The 18,624-nt window shown below is 74.4% G+C and carries 15 protein-coding genes; 13 read left to right on the plus strand and 2 right to left on the minus strand.

The features are described from left to right. Window positions 1-53 precede the first annotated feature (53 nt). The gene (locus tag AC27L3_RS11355; protein ID WP_365967679.1) at window positions 54-590 is read right to left on the minus strand and encodes an HNH endonuclease; all 537 of its coding nucleotides are present in this window, start codon (window positions 588-590) and stop codon (window positions 54-56) included. Between the two features lie 213 nt (window positions 591-803). On the opposite strand from AC27L3_RS11355, the gene AC27L3_RS11360 reads away from it, so the two are divergent. Next, a complete protein-coding gene (locus AC27L3_RS11360) occupies window positions 804-1,877 on the plus strand; it encodes a mechanosensitive ion channel family protein (protein ID WP_487233857.1) in 1,074 nt (357 codons plus the stop codon). Between the two features lie 19 nt (window positions 1,878-1,896). Here AC27L3_RS11360 and AC27L3_RS11365 read toward each other — a convergent pair whose 3' ends face one another. After that, complete coding sequence (locus tag AC27L3_RS11365) at window positions 1,897-2,400, minus strand: FBP domain-containing protein (RefSeq protein ID WP_487233858.1); 504 nt, start codon at window positions 2,398-2,400, stop codon at window positions 1,897-1,899. A 178-nt stretch (window positions 2,401-2,578) separates the two neighbouring features. On the opposite strand from AC27L3_RS11365, the gene AC27L3_RS11370 reads away from it, so the two are divergent. From AC27L3_RS11370 to AC27L3_RS11425, 12 genes are all read left to right on the plus strand, one after another. Then, the gene (locus AC27L3_RS11370) at window positions 2,579-3,781 is read left to right on the plus strand and encodes an ROK family transcriptional regulator (protein ID WP_487233859.1); all 1,203 of its coding nucleotides are present in this window, start codon (window positions 2,579-2,581) and stop codon (window positions 3,779-3,781) included. A 17-nt stretch (window positions 3,782-3,798) separates the two neighbouring features. Next, on the plus strand, window positions 3,799-5,157 hold the full coding sequence (locus tag AC27L3_RS11375) for an extracellular solute-binding protein (protein ID WP_487233860.1): 1,359 nt from the start codon (window positions 3,799-3,801) through the stop codon (window positions 5,155-5,157). A gap of 13 nt (window positions 5,158-5,170) precedes the next feature. Next, a complete protein-coding gene (locus tag AC27L3_RS11380) occupies window positions 5,171-6,115 on the plus strand; it encodes a carbohydrate ABC transporter permease (protein ID WP_487233861.1) in 945 nt (314 codons plus the stop codon). Between the two features lie 5 nt (window positions 6,116-6,120). Beyond that, window positions 6,121-6,963: a carbohydrate ABC transporter permease gene (locus AC27L3_RS11385; RefSeq protein WP_487233862.1), complete on the plus strand. Its 843-nt coding sequence runs from the start codon at window positions 6,121-6,123 to the stop codon at window positions 6,961-6,963. After that, window positions 6,960-8,213 carry a 6-phospho-beta-glucosidase gene (locus AC27L3_RS11390; RefSeq protein WP_487233863.1) on the plus strand — a complete coding sequence of 418 codons (1,254 nt, stop codon included), beginning with the start codon at window positions 6,960-6,962 and terminating at the stop codon, window positions 8,211-8,213. The genes AC27L3_RS11385 and AC27L3_RS11390 overlap by 4 nt, the downstream gene beginning before the upstream one ends. Further along, the gene (locus tag AC27L3_RS11395) at window positions 8,204-9,211 is read left to right on the plus strand and encodes an N-acetylglucosamine kinase (protein WP_487233864.1); all 1,008 of its coding nucleotides are present in this window, start codon (window positions 8,204-8,206) and stop codon (window positions 9,209-9,211) included. The genes AC27L3_RS11390 and AC27L3_RS11395 overlap by 10 nt, the downstream gene beginning before the upstream one ends. A 449-nt stretch (window positions 9,212-9,660) precedes the next feature. Then, window positions 9,661-11,007, plus strand: coding sequence for a hypothetical protein (locus AC27L3_RS11400; RefSeq protein ID WP_487233865.1), 1,347 nt, complete (start codon window positions 9,661-9,663; stop codon window positions 11,005-11,007). Window positions 11,008-11,036: 29 nt separating this feature from the next. Beyond that, the gene (locus AC27L3_RS11405) at window positions 11,037-11,999 is read left to right on the plus strand and encodes a glutamate ABC transporter substrate-binding protein (protein WP_487233866.1); all 963 of its coding nucleotides are present in this window, start codon (window positions 11,037-11,039) and stop codon (window positions 11,997-11,999) included. Between the two features lie 30 nt (window positions 12,000-12,029). After that, window positions 12,030-13,352: a hypothetical protein gene (locus AC27L3_RS11410; protein WP_487233867.1), complete on the plus strand. Its 1,323-nt coding sequence runs from the start codon at window positions 12,030-12,032 to the stop codon at window positions 13,350-13,352. Continuing rightward, window positions 13,349-15,904 (plus strand): serine/threonine-protein kinase, encoded by a 2,556-nt coding sequence (locus AC27L3_RS11415; RefSeq protein WP_487233868.1) that lies wholly within the window; start codon window positions 13,349-13,351, stop codon window positions 15,902-15,904. Before AC27L3_RS11410 ends, AC27L3_RS11415 begins: the two co-directional genes overlap by 4 nt. A gap of 3 nt (window positions 15,905-15,907) precedes the next feature. Continuing rightward, window positions 15,908-17,071, plus strand: a complete 1,164-nt coding sequence (locus AC27L3_RS11420) for a protein phosphatase 2C domain-containing protein (protein WP_487233869.1) — start codon at window positions 15,908-15,910, stop codon at window positions 17,069-17,071. Between the two features lie 120 nt (window positions 17,072-17,191). Continuing rightward, complete coding sequence (locus tag AC27L3_RS11425; RefSeq protein WP_487233870.1) at window positions 17,192-18,517, plus strand: vWA domain-containing protein; 1,326 nt, start codon at window positions 17,192-17,194, stop codon at window positions 18,515-18,517. Window positions 18,518-18,624: the final 107 nt, after the last annotated feature.

Genomic DNA, 18,624 nt, shown 5'->3' on the forward strand with positions numbered 1-18,624 from the left:
GACGGACTCAAGGGCCCGTCCGGCGCGGGACAAGCAGAAGGCCCGGTGACGGCCTACGCGGAGACGCCGTCGATCCGGGCCATCGCATCCTCCGCGCCGTACGCCTTGAGGTAAGGCAGCCAGCGCGGATCCCTATGGCCCGTGCCGATGATGCGCCACGCCAGCCCCGTCGGCGGAGCCGGCTGGTGGCGCAGGCGCCAGCCGAGCTCCGAGACGTGCCGGTCGGCCTTGACGTGATTGCAGCGGCGGCACGCGGCCACCACGTTCTCCCAGTTGTGCTGGCCGCCCCGACTGCGCGGTACGACGTGGTCGACGCTGGTTGCGACACCACCGCAGTACGCGCAGCGTCCGCCGTCGCGGGCGAACAGGGCGCGGCGGGTGAGCGGCACGGGTCCCCGAAAGGGCACCCGCACGAAGCGCTTCAGCCTCACGACGCTGGGCGCGGGGATGGTGCAGCTTGCACTGTGCAGATAGGCGCCCGTGTCCTCAAGGCTGACGGCCTTCTCATTGAGGACGAGTATGAGCGCGCGGCGGAGCGGTACGACGCCGAGCGGCTCGTACGACGCGTTGAGGACCAGGACATGCGGCACGGGTGCCTCCTTGTACGCCGGCGGCGCGTGGCTCGCGCCGGGACGATCTCCTGCAAGTGTCCCCTTACCCCTGGCACGCGCGCCACCATGACCAGGTAACGGGTCTCGGGTGTTTTTGAACAAGACCTGTCCCATCTCGAACACAACAGCGGGCGAGCGGCCCCCTCCCGTTACTCTGGGAGGCTGCCCCGCTCCCTCCAGGAGGCTTCTGCTGTGTTCTGGTCCGCCCTCCCGGCCGGTGATTCCCCGACCCCCCGTACCTCGTCCCTGGACGAGGCGCAGCGCACGGCGAACGACGCCGCGGGCTGGGTCGAGGAGAACTGGTCCATCTGGCTCAGCAACGGCCTGCGCATCGTGCTGATCCTCGTGATCGCGGTGGCGATGCGCTCCTTGATCCGCCGTGCCATCACCAAGCTGATAGCACGGATGAACCGCACCGCGCAGGCGGTGGACGGCACGGCGCTGGGCAGCCTGCTGGTCAACGCCGAGCGGCGACGGCAGCGGTCGGAGGCCATCGGGTCGGTGCTGCGCAGCGTGGCCTCGTTCCTGATCATGGGCACGGCGGCGCTGACGGTGCTGTCCGTACTGAAGATCAACCTGGCGCCGCTGCTGGCGAGCGCGGGTGTGGCGGGTGTGGCCATCGGTTTCGGCGCGCGGAACCTGGTGACGGACTTCCTCTCCGGCGTCTTCATGATCCTCGAGGACCAGTACGGCGTGGGCGACGAGATCGACGCCGGCGTGGCCACGGGCACGGTCGTCGAGGTGGGCCTGCGCGTGACCAAGCTGCGCGGCGCCAACGGCGCGATCTGGTACGTGCGCAACGGCGAGGTCAAGCGCATCGGCAACCTCAGCCAGGGCTGGGCCCTGGCCGAGGTCGACGTCACCCTGCGCTACGACGAGGACCTGGACCGGGCCCGTACGGTCATCGCCGAGGCCGGCGAGGAGCTGGCGCGGCAGGCGCCCTGGACGGAGCGGATCTGGGAGCCGGTGCGGGTCATGGGCCTGGACTCGGTGACGCTGGAGACGGTCGTGGTGCGGGTGCAGGCGAAGGCCATGCCGGGGCACTCGGCCGACGTCGAGCGGGAGCTGCGCTGGCGGATCAAGCAGGCCCTGGACGCGGCCGGCATCCGCATGGGTGCCGCGGCGCAGGGCCCGCAGGAGGACGCCCCAGCCCCCGCCCCGGACCTCGCGACCGCGGTGGCGCCGCCGTCGGTGCTGGGCAATCCCACCTCGCCGCAGTCCCAGGCGACGGCGCCGATACCGCCGGGGGCGACGCTCGGCAAGTAGCCCGCCCGTCCATGCCCGGTCACGCCTCCTGCAGGACCTTCTCCAGGAACTCGTCGAGGTGCGTGCGCATGCGCTGCAGCCGTTCCTCCAGCGACAGGGTCTCCTTGTAGCGCATCGTCAGCAACGGCACCTTCTTGCCGCGCACGTACAGCGGGCAGGCCAGGTCGGCGCACATGTAGGCGCCGACCGTGTTGCCGTCGCGGCCGGAGGCGCCAACGCGGCGGGCGGCCAGCAGGGAGACGCCCGAGCCGGGGTGTCCCGTCATGCACAGCGAGCACATGGTGGTCTTGGTGAAGCTGCGGGGCCCGCCCTGCGGGACGCGCAGGGTCACCCCCACCAGCTCGCCGCCGCGCTCGGTGACGAGGTAGCCGCGGTCGGGCGCGCCCGGGTCGCGCCAGCCGAGGAAGTCCAGGTCCTCCCAGGGCAGCTCGGCCAGCCCGCGGGGCAGGTTGATGCGGCGCGCCTCGCCCTTGGAGCAGTTGACGAAGCTGGCGCGTATGGCGTGGTCGCCGAGTGGTTCCATGCCACGGAACGTAACAAGACGTGACGAAGGGGCGCATGCGATTTTCCGGCGGGGCCAACGGGCTGCGGAAGATCGTTGCAGAGGGCACTCTTGACGCCGGTGTGAGCCGGGCCCTAACGTCCCCCGTATCGGTTGGAAAGTTTCCTTACAGATCTGCCGAGGGGTGGGACTCGACGTCATGGGCCAGGCCGGAATCCCCGGGACGCCGCGCGTCCTGCGGGCCATGAACGACCGGGCCGCGCTGGAGCTGCTCGTCGACCTCGGGCCGCTCACGCGCACCCGGCTGGGCGAACTGACCGGCCTGTCCAAGCCCACCGCCTCCCAGCTGCTCGGCCGGCTGGAGGCCGCCGGACTGGTGCGCGGCGTCGGCAGCGTCACCGGCCGCCCGGGCCCCAACGCCCAGCTGTACGAGGTCAATCCGTCCGTCGCGCACGTGGCCGCCCTCGCCGTCGACGAGGAGGGCATCACCGCCGCCGTCGCCGACATCACCGGCACCCTGCTCGGCGAGCACCACGTCCGCGCCCGGGCCCTGGACGAGGACGTCGCCCGGCGCACCGGCGAGCTGGTCGCCGAGGCCGTCCGCGGTGCGCTGGCCGCCGCCGGGCTGGGCACCGGCGACCTGCACCGCACCGTCATCGGCACGCCCGGCGCCCTCGACCCGCGCACCCGCGTCCTGCGCTACGCCCCCCACCTGCCCGGCTGGCAGGCCCCCGGCGTGTGCGAGGAGCTGGCCGGGCGGCTGGGCACGCCCGTCGTCATCGAGAACGACGTCAACCTGGCCGCGGTCGCCGAACGCCACGCGGGCGCCGCCCGGGGCGAGGACGACTTCGTCCTGGTGTGGATCGACGAGGGCGTGGGCGCCGCTCTCGTCCTCGGCGGCCGGCCCCTGCGCGGGGCCACCGGCGGCGCCGGCGAGATCGGCTACATGCCGCTGCCGGGGGCGCCGCTGGCCCGCGGCGGCCCCCAGGCCACCGTCGCCCCGGACGGCGGGGGCGGTTTCCAGCAGCTCGTGGGCTCGCCCACCGTGCTGCGGCTCGCGCGGGAAGCGGGCCTGGCCGCCGGGAGCGTGCGCGAGGCACTCGATGCGGCGGCGCGCACGCCGGGCGCGGGCGACGCGCTGTTCGCCGAACTCGCCGAGCGCATCGCCACCGGGCTCGCGGCGGTGGTCGCCGTCGTCGACCCGGGGCTGGTGGTGCTGACCGGGGAGGTCTGCCGGGCCGGCGGCGAACGGCTGCGCGCCCTGGTCGAGTCGCGGCTGGACGATCTCGCCCTGCCCCGCCCGCAGCTGCGCCTGAGCACCGTCGAAGGCTGCCCCGTCCTCGTCGGCGCGCTGCGCACCGGGCTCGCCGACGCCCGCGACGCCGTCTTCGACACGGCCTGACCCGGCGAGGAGGCCCGATGCCACGGTCACCCCTGCGGTCACGGTTACGGGCGCCTGCTGCGGTCCTCCTGCTGCTCCTGCCGGTGCTGTGGGTGCTCTCGGGCTGCGCCGCCCCGGCCGCCGGCAGCGCCGACGACGACCCCACCCGGCCCGTCACCCTGCGCCTGTGGCACGGCTGGTCCCAGAAGGACGAGGTGAAGGCGGTCGACGAGGCCCTCGCCCGGTTCCGCCGCGCCCACCCCCACATCCGCGTGGAGACCACCGGCAACGTCGGTGACGCCACCGTCAACCAGGCCCTGCGCGCCGGCGGCCCGGGCGCGCCCGACGTCGTGGCCTCCTTCTCCACCGACAACGTCGGCCAGTACTGCTCGTCGGGCATGTGGACCGACCTCGGCCCCTTCCTGCGCCGCTCCGGCATCGCGAAGGAGGCGGTCTTCCCGCGCGTGATGCTCGACTACACCGCCTACCGGGGCACCCAGTGCGCCCTGCCGCTGCTCGCCGACGCCTACGGCCTGTACTACGACAAGGACGCCTTCGAGCAGGCGGGCATCCCCCACCCCCCGCGCACCCTGTCGGAGTTCAAGGCGGCCGCCGTCCGCCTCACCGAGCGCACCGCCGGCGGCGGGTACCGCCGGGTGGGCTTCATGCCGGACTTCCGGCTGTACGAGAACAGCCCGGACCGCCTCTTCGCCCAGTGGGGGCCCGCCTACTTCGACGGCGACGGCAGCGCGCGGCTCTCGCGGGAGCCGGCGACCACCGCCTTCCTGCGCTTCCAGCGGGAGCTGATCGACGCCCTCGGCGGCTACGGGCCGCTGGAGAGGTTCCGCACCACCTTCGGCGAGGAGATGTCCTCGCAGCACGCCTTCCGCACGGGGAAGCTCGCCATGCACCTGGACGGGGAGTGGCGCACCCGGATGCTGGAGGCGGACCGCCCCGGCTTCCGCTGGGCGACCGCGCCCCTGCCCGTACCGGACGACCGGCCCGAGACGTACGGGCGCGGCCTGCTGACCGGCACCGTGGTGGGCATCGCGCACAGCAGCCGGCACCAGAACGCGGCCTGGGAGCTGGTGAAGTTCCTGACGACCGACACCGATCAGGTGGTCGCGTTCGCGAACGCGCTCGGCAACGTGCCCTCCACCAAGGCCGCGCTCGCCTCGCCCCGGCTGCAAGCCGGCCCCGGCTTTCGCACCTTCCTGGACATCGCCCGGCACCCGCTGAGCGTCGCCCTGCCGCCCTCGGTCAACGGCGGGATGTACGTGGTGGCGCTGCGCGAGTTCGGCTACGCCGTCGAGGCCGGCCGCGTGCACGACCTCGGCAAGGGGCTGCGGCGGCTCGACCGGCAGATCGACGACGACACCCTCCAGTCCGCCGACTGACGAAAGGGCAGGGATGAACCGTCCGGACCCGGCCCGCCGCGCCCGGCTGCGCCGGCGCCTGCGCACCGTGGGCTTCCTCTCCCCCTGGCTGGCCGGCTTCGGCGTCTTCTTCGCCTATCCGCTCGCGGCCACCGTCTACTTCTCCTTCATGCACTACAACCAGATCCGCCCGCCGACCTTCGTGGGGCTGCGCAACTGGTCGTACGTGCTGGAGCGGATGCCGCTGTTCTGGCCGGCCCTGGGGAACACCCTGTGGCTGGTGGCGGTCATGGTGACGCTACGGGTGGTCTTCGGCCTGGGCATCGGGCTGCTCGCCACCCGGATCAAGCTCGGCAAGGGCCTGCTGCGCACCCTGTTCTACCTGCCGTGCCTGGCGCCGCCGGTGGCCGCCACGGTCGCCTTCGTCTTCCTGCTGAACCCCGGCACCGGCCCCGTGAACGGCATCCTCTCCGCGCTCGGCCTGCCCTCCCCCGGCTGGTTCACCGACCCGGCCTGGGCCAAGCCCTCGCTGGTGCTGCTGTCGCTGTGGGGCATCGGCGACCTCATGGTCGTCTTCCTCGCCGCCCTGCTCGACGTGCCGCGCGAGCAGTACGAGGCGGCCGAGCTGGACGGGGCCGGGCCGCTGGCGACCTTCCGCTACGTCACCTGGCCGTCGATCACCCCCGTGGTGACCTTCGCGGTGGTGACGGGCGTGGTGCAGACGATGCAGTACTACACGCAGGCGCTGGTGGCCGGGCGGATGGCGTCCGGCGTGAGCATCGGCCCCGGCACGGTCGTCCAGCCCGGCTACCCCGACCACTCCACCCTCACCGTGCCGCAGCTCGTCTACTCACTGGGCTTCCAGAACTTCAACACCGGCGCGGCGTGCGTGCTCTCGCTCGTGCTCTTCGCCCTGGCCATGTCGGTCACCGCCCTGCTGATGCGCCGGCGCGGCGGGCTGCTGCGGGCGGAGGACTGACGGCCGTGACGACCGCCAAAGAACCCCGGGCCGTGCTGCACTGGATAGCCGTGCACACCACGGCCGTCGCCGCCGCGCTGTTCTTCACGCTGCCCTTCGTCTTCGTGCTGCTGACGGCGGTGATGAGCGACGAACAGGCGCTCAGCGGCGAGCTGTGGCCCCACCAGTGGCAGTGGTCGAACTACGCCGAGGTCTTCCGCACCCCCGGCTTCCTGACCTGGTGGCGCAACTCGCTGCTGTACGCCGGGCTCGGCACCCTGCTGACCGTGTGCTCCTCCGTCCCGGTCGCCTACGCACTCGCGAAGTTCCGCTTCCGGGGACGGCGGCCGGCACTGCTGCTGGTGATCGCCACCATGATGCTGCCGCCCCAGGTGGTCGTGGTGCCCATGTACCTGGTGTGGGCGCAGCAACTGCACCTGTCGGGGACCCTGTGGCCGCTGATCGTCCCGCTGGCGTTCGGGGACGCGTACTCCATCTTCCTGCTGCGCCAGTTCCTGCTCACCATTCCCACCGAGTACCTCGACGCGGCGAAGGTCGACGGCTGCGGCGAGGTGCGCACGCTGCTGCGCGTCGTGGTGCCGATGGCCCGCCCGGGCATCGCGGCCGTCGCCCTGTTCCAGTTCTTCTTCTGCTGGAACGACTACTTCGGACCGCAGATCTACGCCGCCCAGAACCCCGGCGCCTGGACGCTCAGCTACGGCCTGGAGTCCTTCAAGAGCGCCCACGGCGTCGACTGGAACCTCACCATGGCCGCCACCGCCCTGGTGACGGCCCCCGTCGTCATCGTCTTCTTCTTCGCCCAGAAAGCCTTCGTCGAAGGCATCACACTGACAGGAGTCAAGGGTTGAAGCTTGCAGTAGTGGGGGGCGGCTCCACGTACACCCCCGAACTCGCCGACGGCTTCGCGCGCCTGCACGCGACACTGCCCGTGGACGAGCTGGTCCTGGTGGACCCCGACACCGACCGGCTCGAACGCGTCGGCGGCCTGGCCCGGCGCATCCTCGCCCGGCAGGGCCACCCCGGGCGCGTGAGCTGGACGAGCGACCTTCAGGCAGGCACCGACGGCGCCGACGCCGTCCTGCTGCAGCTGCGGGTGGGCGGGCAAGCGGCCCGCGAACAGGACGAGACCTGGCCGCTGGAGTGCGGCTGCGTCGGGCAGGAGACCACCGGCGCGGGCGGGCTCGCCAAGGCGCTGCGCACGGTGCCGGTGGTGCTCGACATCGCCGAGCGGATCCGCCGGCGCAACCCACGGGCATGGATCGTCGACTTCACCAACCCCGTCGGCATCGTCACCCGCGCCCTGCTCGCCGCCGGGCACCGCGCGGTGGGGCTGTGCAACGTCGCCATCGGCTTCCAGCGGAAGTTCGCCGGACTGCTGGGCGTGGCCCCCGAGGACGTGACACTGGAACACGTGGGCCTGAACCACCTCACCTGGGAGCGGGCCGTCCGCATCGGCGGCCGGGACGTGCTGCCCCAGCTGCTCGCCGAGCACGGCGAGACGATCGCCGCCGACCTGCGCCTGCCACGCGCCCTGCTGGACCGCCTCGGCGTGGTCCCCTCGTACTACCTGCGCTACTTCTACCGGCACGACGAGGTGGTGCAGGAGCTGCGCGGCGGGCCCTCCCGGGCCTCGCAGGTCGCCGAGACGGAACGCCGACTGCTCGCGATGTACGCCGATCCCGCCCTGGACGAGAAGCCGGAGCTGCTCGCCACCCGCGGCGGGGCGTTCTACTCGGAGGCCGCCGTCGCCCTCACCGCCTCGCTGCTGCGGGACACCGGCGACGTCCAGGTGGTCAACACCCTCAACCGGGGCACGCTGCCCTTCCTGCCCGACGACGCGGTGATCGAGGTCCCGGCGGCCGTGGACGCCGAGGGCGCCCACCCACTGCCCGTACGCCCCCTGGAGCCGCTGTACGCCGGGTTGGTGGCGGCCGTGACGGCGTACGAGCACCTGGCGCTCGAAGCAGCGCTCAAGGGCGGCCGGGGGCGCGTCTTCGAAGCACTGCTCGCCCACCCGCTCATCGGCCAGTACGCGCAGGCGGAACGGCTGACCGACGCCCTCCTCGCCCACAACCGGGAGCACCTGGCGTGGGCGTGATCGTCGCGGTCGACGCCGGCAACAGCAAGACGGACGCGGCCGTCGTCACCACGGACGGCACCGTCCTGGGCAGCGCCCGCGGCGGCGGCTTCCAGCCGCAGACCGTCGGCGTCGAACGCGCCGTCGACATCCTGCAGGCGGCCGTCACCGCCGCGCTCGCCACCGCCCGGGCCGCCGGACGGCCCGGCCCCCTGCGCATCGGGCACGTCTCCGCCTGCCTCGCCAACGCCGACTTCCCGGCGGAGGAGGAACTGCTCGCCGCCGAGCTCGCACGGCGCGTACGCCCCGCGGGCGGACAGGGCGGACCCCCCTCCGTCGCCGTGGCCAACGACACCTTCGCCCTGCTGCGGGCCGGCCTGCCCGACGACGGCGAACCGGCCGGCGTCGCCGTCGTCTGCGGCGCCGGCATCAACTGCTGCGGGCTCGCCCCCGGCGGCCGCCGGGCCCGCTTCGCCGCAATCGGCCGCATCTCCGGGGACTGGGGAGGCGGCCTGCACCTGGCCGAGGAAGCCCTGTGGTGGGCGGCCCGCGCCGCCGACGGGCGCGGCGGCCCCACCGCCCTGACCGACGCCCTGCCCGCCCACTTCGGGCTGCCCGGCATGGCCGAACTCATCGAGGACCTGCACCTGGGCCGCATCGACCCCGCCCGCCGCCACGAGCTCACACCGGTGCTCTTCGCGGTCGCGGCCGGCGGCGACGCAGTGGCGCGGGCGCTCGTCGAGCGCCAAGCCGAGGAGGTCGTGGCGATGGCGACGGCCGCGCTGCGGCGGCTGGACCTGTGCGCCACGACGGTGCCGGTGATCCTGGGCGGCGGGGTGCTGACGGCGCGCCATGCGCTGTTGGACGAGGGCATCACGCGGCTGCTGGCGCGGCGGGCGCCGCGGGCGGTGCCGCGGGTCGTGACGGCACCGCCGGTGCTGGGGGCGGCGCTGCTGGCACTCGACCGGGCGCGCGCACCGTCGCCCGCGTACGCCCGCCTGCGGACCCACTACGCGTAGGCCGCCCACGGCGGGGCGGCTGCCGCCGCGTGGGCGCGCCACGGCCCCCCGTCTGCGGACGCGTCGTGGCTTGTCGCGCAGTTCCCCGCGCCCCTGACGGGGCGCCCCGTAGGGGCGCGGGGAACTGCGCGATCGGCCACCGACGGCCCGCAGCCGACGCACCACCCCCAGGCCCGGGCGAAGCACCGCACCCAGCCTGCAGGCGCGCGGTCCCCCGCCCCTGACGGGGCGCCCCGTAGGGGCGCGGGGAACTGCGCGACAAGCCACCACGTGCCCGCAGACGAGCCGCCGTATCGCACCCACCCGGCGGCAACCGCAGACCGACACCGCCCCGCCCCCGCGGAGCGCCCGGCGGGAACCGAACACGCGCCCGGCGCGTGGAGGATGGTGCACCCCGGTCCCTGCGGCCATACTGCTGGCCGGGCACTCGCGACCCAGGGGGAGGTCACGTGTCACCAGCGCATCCGGCCCTGGACCGGCTCAGAACGGCCGTGGCGGCCACCACCGAGCCGGGCAGACTTCGGCTGGCCGGTGCGGCCCTCGCCGTCCTCCTGGTCGCGTTCGGCGCGCTGGCCGCCTGGCAGGTGGCCGCCCGGCAGTCCGCCGCGGACGCCGTCGTGCGGCACAGCCAGCCGCTGAGCGCGGATGCCGCGGACATCTACCGTTCCCTGGCCGACGCCGACACCACCGCCGCGGGTGGTTTCCTGGCCGGCGGCCAGGAGCCGGCCGCGGTCCGGCAGCGGTACGACAAGGACATCGCCGTCGCCTCCGAGTTGCTGGTGAAGGCCGCGGCCAGTACGGATCCGGCCGATCCGGCGCGCAGCCGCATCACCCGGCTCAATGCGCAACTTCCGGTCTACACCGGCCTGGTGGAGTCCGCCCGTGCGGCGGGCCGGCAGGGCCTGCCGCTGGGCGGTGCCTACCTGCGGTACGCCAGCGACCGGATGCGCGAGGAGCTGCTGCCCGCCGCACGGGAGCTGTACGAGTCGGAGACGGGGCGGCTGGAGTCCGACTACGCGGGTGCCACGGCCTGGCCGTGGGCCGCCCTGGCCGCGGGGGTCGTCGCGCTGGGTGCGCTCGGCTGGGCGCAGCGGCGCGAGTACCTGCGTACCCACCGGGTCTTCAACCACGGTCTGCTGGCTGCCACGGCCGCCGCGGGGGTGGGCCTGCTGTGGCTGGTCGCGGGGCACGCCGTGGCCCGCAGCGAGCTGACCGCCTCCTACGAGCACGGGGCGCGGTCGATGCAGGTGCTCGGAGAGGCCCGCATCGCCGCCCTGCAGGCCCGCGGTGACGAGAGCCTGACGCTGGTGGCGCGCGGCGCGGTGCTCACCGCGGCCGGGGACGACGCGTACGAGGCCAGCTATCGAGCGGGGATGCGCGCCCTGGTCGGCGGCGACCTCACCACCGGTGGCGAGCCGCGCGGGGGGAGCCTGCTGGGCAGGGCGCAGTCGCTGGCGGACGGGGCCGCGGGCCGCGACCCGGTGGCCGGGGCGATCCGGGAGGTCGCGCGGTGGCAGCAGCGTCACGGGCAGGCGCGCGCCGCGGACGACGGCGGCTACTACGAGCGGGCGCTGCCGCTGGTCATCGGCGACAAGGACAGCACGGGCGCGGCCTTCGACCGGGTCGACACCGGGTTGCGCCAGGCCCTGGCGCACGAGGAGGACGCCTTCCGGCGGGCGGCGGACGACGGCCGCGGCGCGCTGACGGGGCTGGCGGCGGGCATGGCCGTGCTGGCGGTGCTGGGGGCGGTGGGTGTCGTGCTCGGCATCGGCCGCAGGCTCGCGGAGTACCGGTGAGCGCGGGAGCGGGGAGGGGAGGGCGAGGGATGGGGGAACGACCCGCCGCCAGGGGCTGGGCCCTGCTGACGACGGCGGTGTGCGCGGCGGCGGCCGCGGCCGCCACGGCGCTGCCGCAGCCGGCGGCGCCGGGGCCCACGGCCCGTACGCCCGCCGCCGTTGCCGCTCCGGGCGTGCAGGCCCCGGCCGCCTGCAGTGCGCCGGAGGCGAGCCTGCGGCCCTCGACCGCCGACGGGCCGGCCGTGCGGCGCATCAAGGAGCGCGGTCGTCTGGTGGCCGGGGTCGACCAGAACAGCTACCGCTGGGGTTACCGCGATCCGGCCACCCGGGAGCTGGAGGGCTTCGACATCGATCTCGTCCGTGCCGTCGCCAAGGCCCTGCTGGGCGACCCGGACAAGGTCACCTTTCTGGCGATCCCCACGAACCAGCGCATACCTGCCCTGCAAAAGGGCAAGGTGGACATCATCGCGCGCACGATGACCGTCAACTGCGACCGGATCCGGCAAGTGGCCTTCTCCACGGCCTACTTCGAGGCCGGGCAGCAGGTGCTGGCCCCCAAGGGCTCGCCGGTCACCGGGTTCGACGACTCGCTGAAGGGGAGGAAGGTCTGTACGGCCAAGGGATCGACGGGCGAGGGCGAGCTGCACCACCAGTCGCACGGCGCGACCGTGACGACGGTGCCCAACCAGCTCGACTGCCTGGTGCGGTTGCAGCTGGGGCAGGTCGACGCGGTGGTCACCGACAACGCGCTGGCCGCCGGGCAGGCGGCCCAGGACCCGTCCGTGCGACTGGTCGGCAAACCGTTCACCACCGAGTCCTACGGCGTGGCGATGAACCTCAAGGACGAAGACCTGGTACGCCGGGTCAACGCAGTACTGGAGGACTACCGCCGGGGCGGGGAGGCGAGCCCGTGGATGCTGGCCTACCGCAAGTGGCTGGCGGCCGATCTGAAGGGCATCACCGCACCACCGGAACCGACGTACAAGGACTGACACCGGCAGACACCGGAGGAGAGGAGATCGATGGCGCTCGCGGGGCCCACCGGGCCGGCTCTCAGCCGCGAGGAGGCGGACCGCGAACTGGCACGCCTCGGCGAGGAGCACGAGGCGGTCGAGTCCTCGCTGCTCGCCCTGCAGGACCACGCGGGCCGCAGGCTGCTGGAAGGAGCGCGGCTGAGCGGCACCACCGAGGCCCGCTGGGCGGCCACGGAAGCGCTGATCACCCAGCTGTGGGTGTACTTCGACGCCTTCACCGACGCCCTGGAGGCCGCCCGTGAGCTGCGGGCCCGGCGCCGCTGGCCCACCCAGGGCGAACTGGCCCGGATCGCCGACCTGCTGCGCGGCACCGCCATCACCCTGCCCGGCGTGCCCCCGGCGGCCACCGCCGCGGGGCTGATCCCGCCGCCCCGGCTCAGCGAGCGGCTGAGCCTGCGGGAGCTGGCCGAGCGGATGAACGCCTGGTACGGCGAGGCCCTGGAGGTGGTCGTCGCCGCCGACGCCGTGTGGTCCGCGCTGCCCACCCGCATCGACCTGCTCGCCGCCGACCTGCGGCGGGTGCGCGCGCTCGCCGAGTCGGTGGGCGTGCGGCCCGGCGCCCACCCGGCGGGCGACGAGCTCGACGGCATCGCCGCCGAGCTCACCGCCCTGCGCGCGCAGGTGCTGGAGGACCCGCTGGCCTTCTGGACCGGCGCCCCGCCGGGCACCGGCCCCGGCGGCGGCCGCCTGGACGCCTCCCGCTACGACCGCTGCGCCCGCGCCCTGGAGGACGTGCGGCGCGAGGTCGAGGCCGTCCTGGACGTGCGCGACGACGCCGAGCGCCGGCTGATGCGCGTGCGGGACGTGATCTCGCGCGTCGACCGCACGCTCGGCGAGGCCCGCAGCGCCCGCACCGAGGTGCTGTCGAAGATCGCCGCGTACGAGGTGCCCGTCGTCTCCGGCCCGCCGACCGTGCTGTACGAGCAGCTGTCCGCGGCGTCCGAACACCGCCGCAACGCCGCCTGGCACCTGCTCTCGCCGGTGCTGGAGGGCCTGGAGCTGCAGGCCGAGGAGGAGCTGCTGCGCGCCCGCGAACAGCTCACCGCGGTCACCGCGCCGCTGGCCGTGCGGGCCGAACTGCGCGGGCGCCTGGACGCCTACAAGGCCAAGGCCGCCCGCCTGGGCCTGGCGGAGGACGCGTTCGTCCTGGAGCGGTACGACGCGGCGCGGCGCGTGCTGTGGAGCGCGCCGTGCGACCTGGTCACCGCCGAGGCGGCCGTGCTGCGCTACCAGCAGGCCGTCGCGGAGGCCGTGGCCCCGCCCGCCCGGCCGGCGGTCACGGGGACGACGGACCACAAGGGGGAGCGATGACCGGTACCGGCTGCCAGCGGCCCGGCTGCCCGGGCGCGTACGAGGACGTGGGCGCCGGCGAGCTGTACTGCGACACCTGCGGGCTGGCACCAGTCGTGGCGCCGGGCGGGGCCCTGTCCTCGCCGCCGACGGGGGTGACCCGGGGGCGCGGGGGGTCCTCCTCGTCGTCCTCCGCCGGGTCGTCCTCCGCCGCCTCCTCCGGGTCGTCCTCCGGTTCGACGTCCGCGCATTCGTCGTCGGTGCGTTCGTCGTCGGCGCGTTCCTCCTCCTCGCGCCGGTCGGTCTCCGGGCGTCTGTCGCGCTCGCTGCAGGAGGGCTCGCAGAGCACGCCGACCGCGGCCCATTCGGTCTCGGTGCGCAGCCGGCGCTCGGCCGCCTCCTCCTCCGGCCGCAACCGGCTCGGCGCCGGCCTGGTGACCATGCCCGGCGTGCCGCGGCCCGATCCACGGGCGGCCGTGCTGAGCAATCCGGAGGTGCCCGAGCGCAAGCGATTCTGCAGCCGCAGCGACTGCGGGGCGCCGGTGGGGCGTTCGCGGGAGGGGCGCCCCGGGCGCACGGAGGGCTTCTGCACCAAGTGCGGCCACCCCTACTCCTTCGTGCCCAAGCTCCGTCCGGGCGACGTGGTGCACGGCCAGTACGAGGTGGCGGGCTGCCTCGCGCACGGCGGCCTGGGCTGGATCTACCTGGCCGTCGACCGTGCCGTCGCCGACCGCTGGGTGGTGCTCAAGGGCCTGCTGGACACCGGCGACGAGGACGCGCTGGCCGCCGCCGTCTCCGAGCGGCGCTTCCTCGCCGAGATCGAGCACTCCAACATCGTGCGCATCTACAACTTCGTCGAGCACCTCGACCAGCGCACGGGCAGCCTCGACGGCTACATCGTCATGGAGTACGTCGGCGGCAAGTCGCTCAAGGAGCTCGCCAACGAGCGCCGCCGCCCCGACGGCCGCCGCGACCCGCTGCCGGTCGAGCAGGCGTGCGCGTACGGCATCGAGGCGCTGGAGGCACTGGGCCACCTGCACAGCCGGAACCTGCTCTACTGCGACTTCAAGGTCGACAACGCCATCCAGCAGCAGGACCAGCTCAAGCTCATCGACATGGGCGCGGTGCGGCGGATGGACGACCACGACGGTCCCATCTACGGCACCATCGGCTACCAGGCCCCCGAGGTCGCCGAGGTGGGCCCGACCGTGGCCTCCGACCTGTACACGGTGGCCCGCACGCTCGCCGTGCTGACCTTCGACTTCCAGGGCTACACCAACGTCTTCGCCACCAGCCTGCCCGCGCCGGACAACATCGAGGTCTTCCAGCGCTACGAGTCCTTCTACCGGCTGCTGGTACGGGCCACCGACCCGGACCCGGCCCGGCGCTTCGCCTCGGCGGCGGAGATGGCCGAGCAACTGACGGGGGTGCTGCGCGAGATCGTGGCCCTGCAGACGGGCACGCCGCGCCCGGCGGTCTCCACGCTGTTCGGGCCGGAGCCGCGGGTGGTGGACACCTCCCTCTTCCCGGACGTCGCCGGGGACGTCTCGGCCCTGGGCGTCCGCCCGCGCACCGGCTTCTTCCGCCGCCCGGCCACCGCAGCCCTCGTACCGGCCCCGGCGGCCCCCGCCCCCGGCACGGCTCTCGCGCAGCTCGACGTCCGGGCCGCCGCGCTCGCCCTGCCGATGCCGCTGGTCGACGCCGCCGACCCCAACGCGGGTTTCCTCGCGGGGCTGCTGGCCTCCCGGCCCGCCGAGCTGTACGCCGCGCTGAAGGCGGCCCCCACCGACTCGCACGAGCTGCGGCTGTGCCGGGTGCGGGCGCTGCTGGAGCTCGGCGAGGACGGGCCCGCGTCCCAGGCCGTCGCGGCGCTGGAGGCGGCGCGGCCCGAGGACTGGCGCACCGTGTGGCACCGCGGTGTGCTCGCGCTGGTCACCGGCGACCACGCCACCGCCGCCCTGTCCTTCGACGCCGTCTACGACGCGTTCCCCGGGGAACCGGCGCCGAAGCTGGCGCTCGGTCTGTGCGCGGAGGTGCTCGGGCAGCTGGACAACGCCGCCGAGTACTACCGGCTGGTGTGGGCGACCGACCCGGGCTTCGTGGGCGCCGCCTTCGCGCTGGCCCGGGTGCGGCTGGCCGACGGCGACCGCCCGGGCGCGGTGGGCGCGCTGGAGTCGGTCCCGGAGGCGTCCATCCACTACACCGCGGCCCGGGTGGCCGCGGTGCGGGCCCGGCTGCGGCGGCGCGCGGCCCACGAGGAGCTGCTGGAGGACCTGCGGTCGGCGGCCGCCCAGGTGGAGCGGCTCGCAGGCTTCGGGCTGGACGCCGTGCGCCGCGAGCGGCTGTCGGCGGAGGTGCTGGGCACCGCCTTGGACTGGGTGCTCTCGGGCCGGCAGGGCGAGGCGTCCGCGCAGGCCGGCGATGCTCTGCTGGGCAGCCCGCTCGACGAGCGGGGCCTGCGGTTCGGGCTGGAGCGCTCGTACCGCGTGCTCGCCCGCCTGGCCCAGCGCGGCGAGGAACGGATCGAACTGGTGGAGCGGGCCAACCGTTACCGCCCCAGGACATGGGTGTGATCGATGTCGCAACTGCCCCCACAGCTGACGGTGTGTCCCGTCTGCCACGAACCGCTGGAGCCCTCCGACAACTTCTGCGGAGGCTGCGGTGCCGCCCTGGCGGCGGTGCCGCCCGTGCCCGCCGGCGGGCACGGCACCGGCCGGTGGCGACCCGACACGCCCGCGGCGCGGGAGGCGGCCGAATGCCACGAGGCCCCGGGCGGCGGCGCCGTACCGGCGCAGCCGGGGCGCGGCACGAGCCCCGGCAGGCCGTGCGCCGCCTGCCGGTCGGGCATGATCGACAACGACGGGTACTGCGAACACTGCGGGCATGCACAACCGCGCGAACGGGATCACATGGAGCACGAGTCGGCAGGCGTCGCGGCGGTCAGCGACCGCGGCCTGCGCCACCACCGCAACGAGGACGCCTACGCCGTGTCCACCCCGCAGCCGGCCGGCGGCCGGCCGGCCGTCGTCGCCGTCGTCAGTGACGGCGTGTCCTCCGCGGCGCGGCCCGACGAGGCGTCGGCGGCCGCCGTACGGGCCGCGCACGACGTCCTGGTGGCGGAGCTGGAGCGGGGCGCGGCACCCCGGGAGGCCACGCACACCGCGATCGTGCACGCCGCGGAGGCGGTCACCGACCTGGCCGCCGCCCCGGCGGGCGAGGCGCGCGAGCACGACCCGTACCGCCAGGGCAACGCCCCGGCCTGCACCGTGGTCAGCGCCGTGGTCACCGGCGACCTGCTGACCGTCGGCTGGGTCGGCGACAGCCGCGTCTACTGGGTGCCCGACGACCGCTCCACCGAGCCGGCCCGGCTCACCGAGGACGACTCCTGGGCCGCCCAGATGGTCGCCGCCGGGCTGATGAGCGAGGCCGAGGCGTACGCCGACGAGCGCGCCCACGCCATCACCGGCTGGCTGGGCGCCGATGCGTACGAGGTGGTGCCGCACACCGCCTCGTACCACCCGGACCGGCCGGGCGTGGTGATCGTGTGCACCGACGGGCTGTGGAACTACGCCGAGTCGGCCGAGGAGATGGCCGCGGTCGTGCCGGCCGACGCCCGCAGCCGGCCGCTGGAGTGCGCACGCCATCTGCTGGCGCACGCCCTGGACGGCGGGGGCCACGACAACGTAACAGTGGCGGTACTGCCGTTCCCGGCCCGGCCGGAAGGGGCAGGATCGGCCTGACGGCCAAGCGTTCACGGGGGGATCCACACGCCGGTGCCGGCCTCGCCGCACCGCGCGGCTGTCCGCCCCGCCGCACGCCCGTGCACCACCCACGTGCAGACGTACGAAGGAGCGGATGAAATGGCCAGCTTCGGCAAGGCGAGCATGCCGCGCTTCTCGGTCGAGGTGTACCAGAACGTCAACCTTCCCGAAGGCGGCCGCGAGGTCAATGCGATCGTCACGGTCACCGCCGATGCCGGCCAGGGCGGGGCGGGGGAACCGGCCTCCGGCGGCGGGCAGCAGGCGGCGGTGGTCCTGATGGTGGACTGCTCCGGCTCGATGGACTACCCGCCGGCCAAGATGCGCAGCGCCCGCGAGGCCACCGCCGCCGCGATCGACGCCCTGCGCGACGGCGTCGCCTTCGCCGTCGTCGCCGGCACCCACCAGGCGCGCGAGGTCTATCCGGCGGGCGGCAGGCTCGCGGTGGCCGACGCCACCACCCGCGGCCAGGCCAAGGAGGCGCTGCGCAAGCTGAGCGCGGGCGGCGGCACGGCGATCGGCACCTGGCTGCGGCTGGCCGACCGGCTGCTGTCCTCCTCCGACGCGGCGATACGCCACGGCATCCTGCTGACCGACGGCCGCAACGAGCACGAGGAACCGGAGGCGCTGCGCGCCTCGCTGGACGCCTGCGCGGGCCGCTTCACCTGCGACGCCCGCGGCGTGGGCACGGACTGGGAGGTCAAGGAGGTCACGGGCATAGCCTCCGCCCTGCTGGGCAGTGCCGACATCGTCGCCGATCCGGCCGGCCTGGCCGCCGACTTCACGCGGATGATGGAGTCGGTGATGGGCAAGGAGGTCGGCGACGTCGCACTGCGGCTGTGGATCCCGCAGGGCGCCGAGGTGATGTTCGTCAAGCAGGTCGCGCCGACCGTGGAGGAGCTGACGCAGCGGCGGCAGGAGGCCGGGCCGCGGACCGGCGACTACCCCACGGGCGCCTGGGGGGACGAGTCCCGCGACTACCACGTGTGCGTCAAGGTGCCCGAGGCCCGGGTGGGGCAGGAGATGCTCGCCGCCCGGGCCTCGCTCGTACGGCCGGGGGCCGACGGCTCCGCGCAGGTCCTCGCCCAGGGCCTGGTGCGCGCGGTGTGGACGGACGACCTGGTCGCCTCCACCGCCATCAACCCGCAGGTGGCCCACTACACCGGCCAGGCCGAGCTCGCCCAGGCCATCCAGCAGGGGCTGGAGCTGCGCAAGGCGGGGGACATCGGCGGGGCGACGGCCCGGCTCGGCCGGGCGGTCCAGCTCGCCAGCCGCTCCGGTCACGAGGACACCGCGAAACTGCTGGCCAAGGTGGTGGACGTGGTCGATGCCGCGAACGGTACTGTGCGGCTGAAGACCAGGGTGTCGGAGGAGGCGGAAATGACCCTCGAGACCCGGTCCACCAAGACCGTTCGTGTCAAGAAGTGACGCCAGAGGGGGAATCGACCGACATGCCGACCTGCCCGAACGGCCACCCTTCGGTGGCCGACGACTGGTGCGAGGTGTGCGGCCACCGGATGCAGGGGGCCGCCGCG

It is taken from the genome of Streptomyces sp. PKA51 (genome assembly GCF_057552455.1).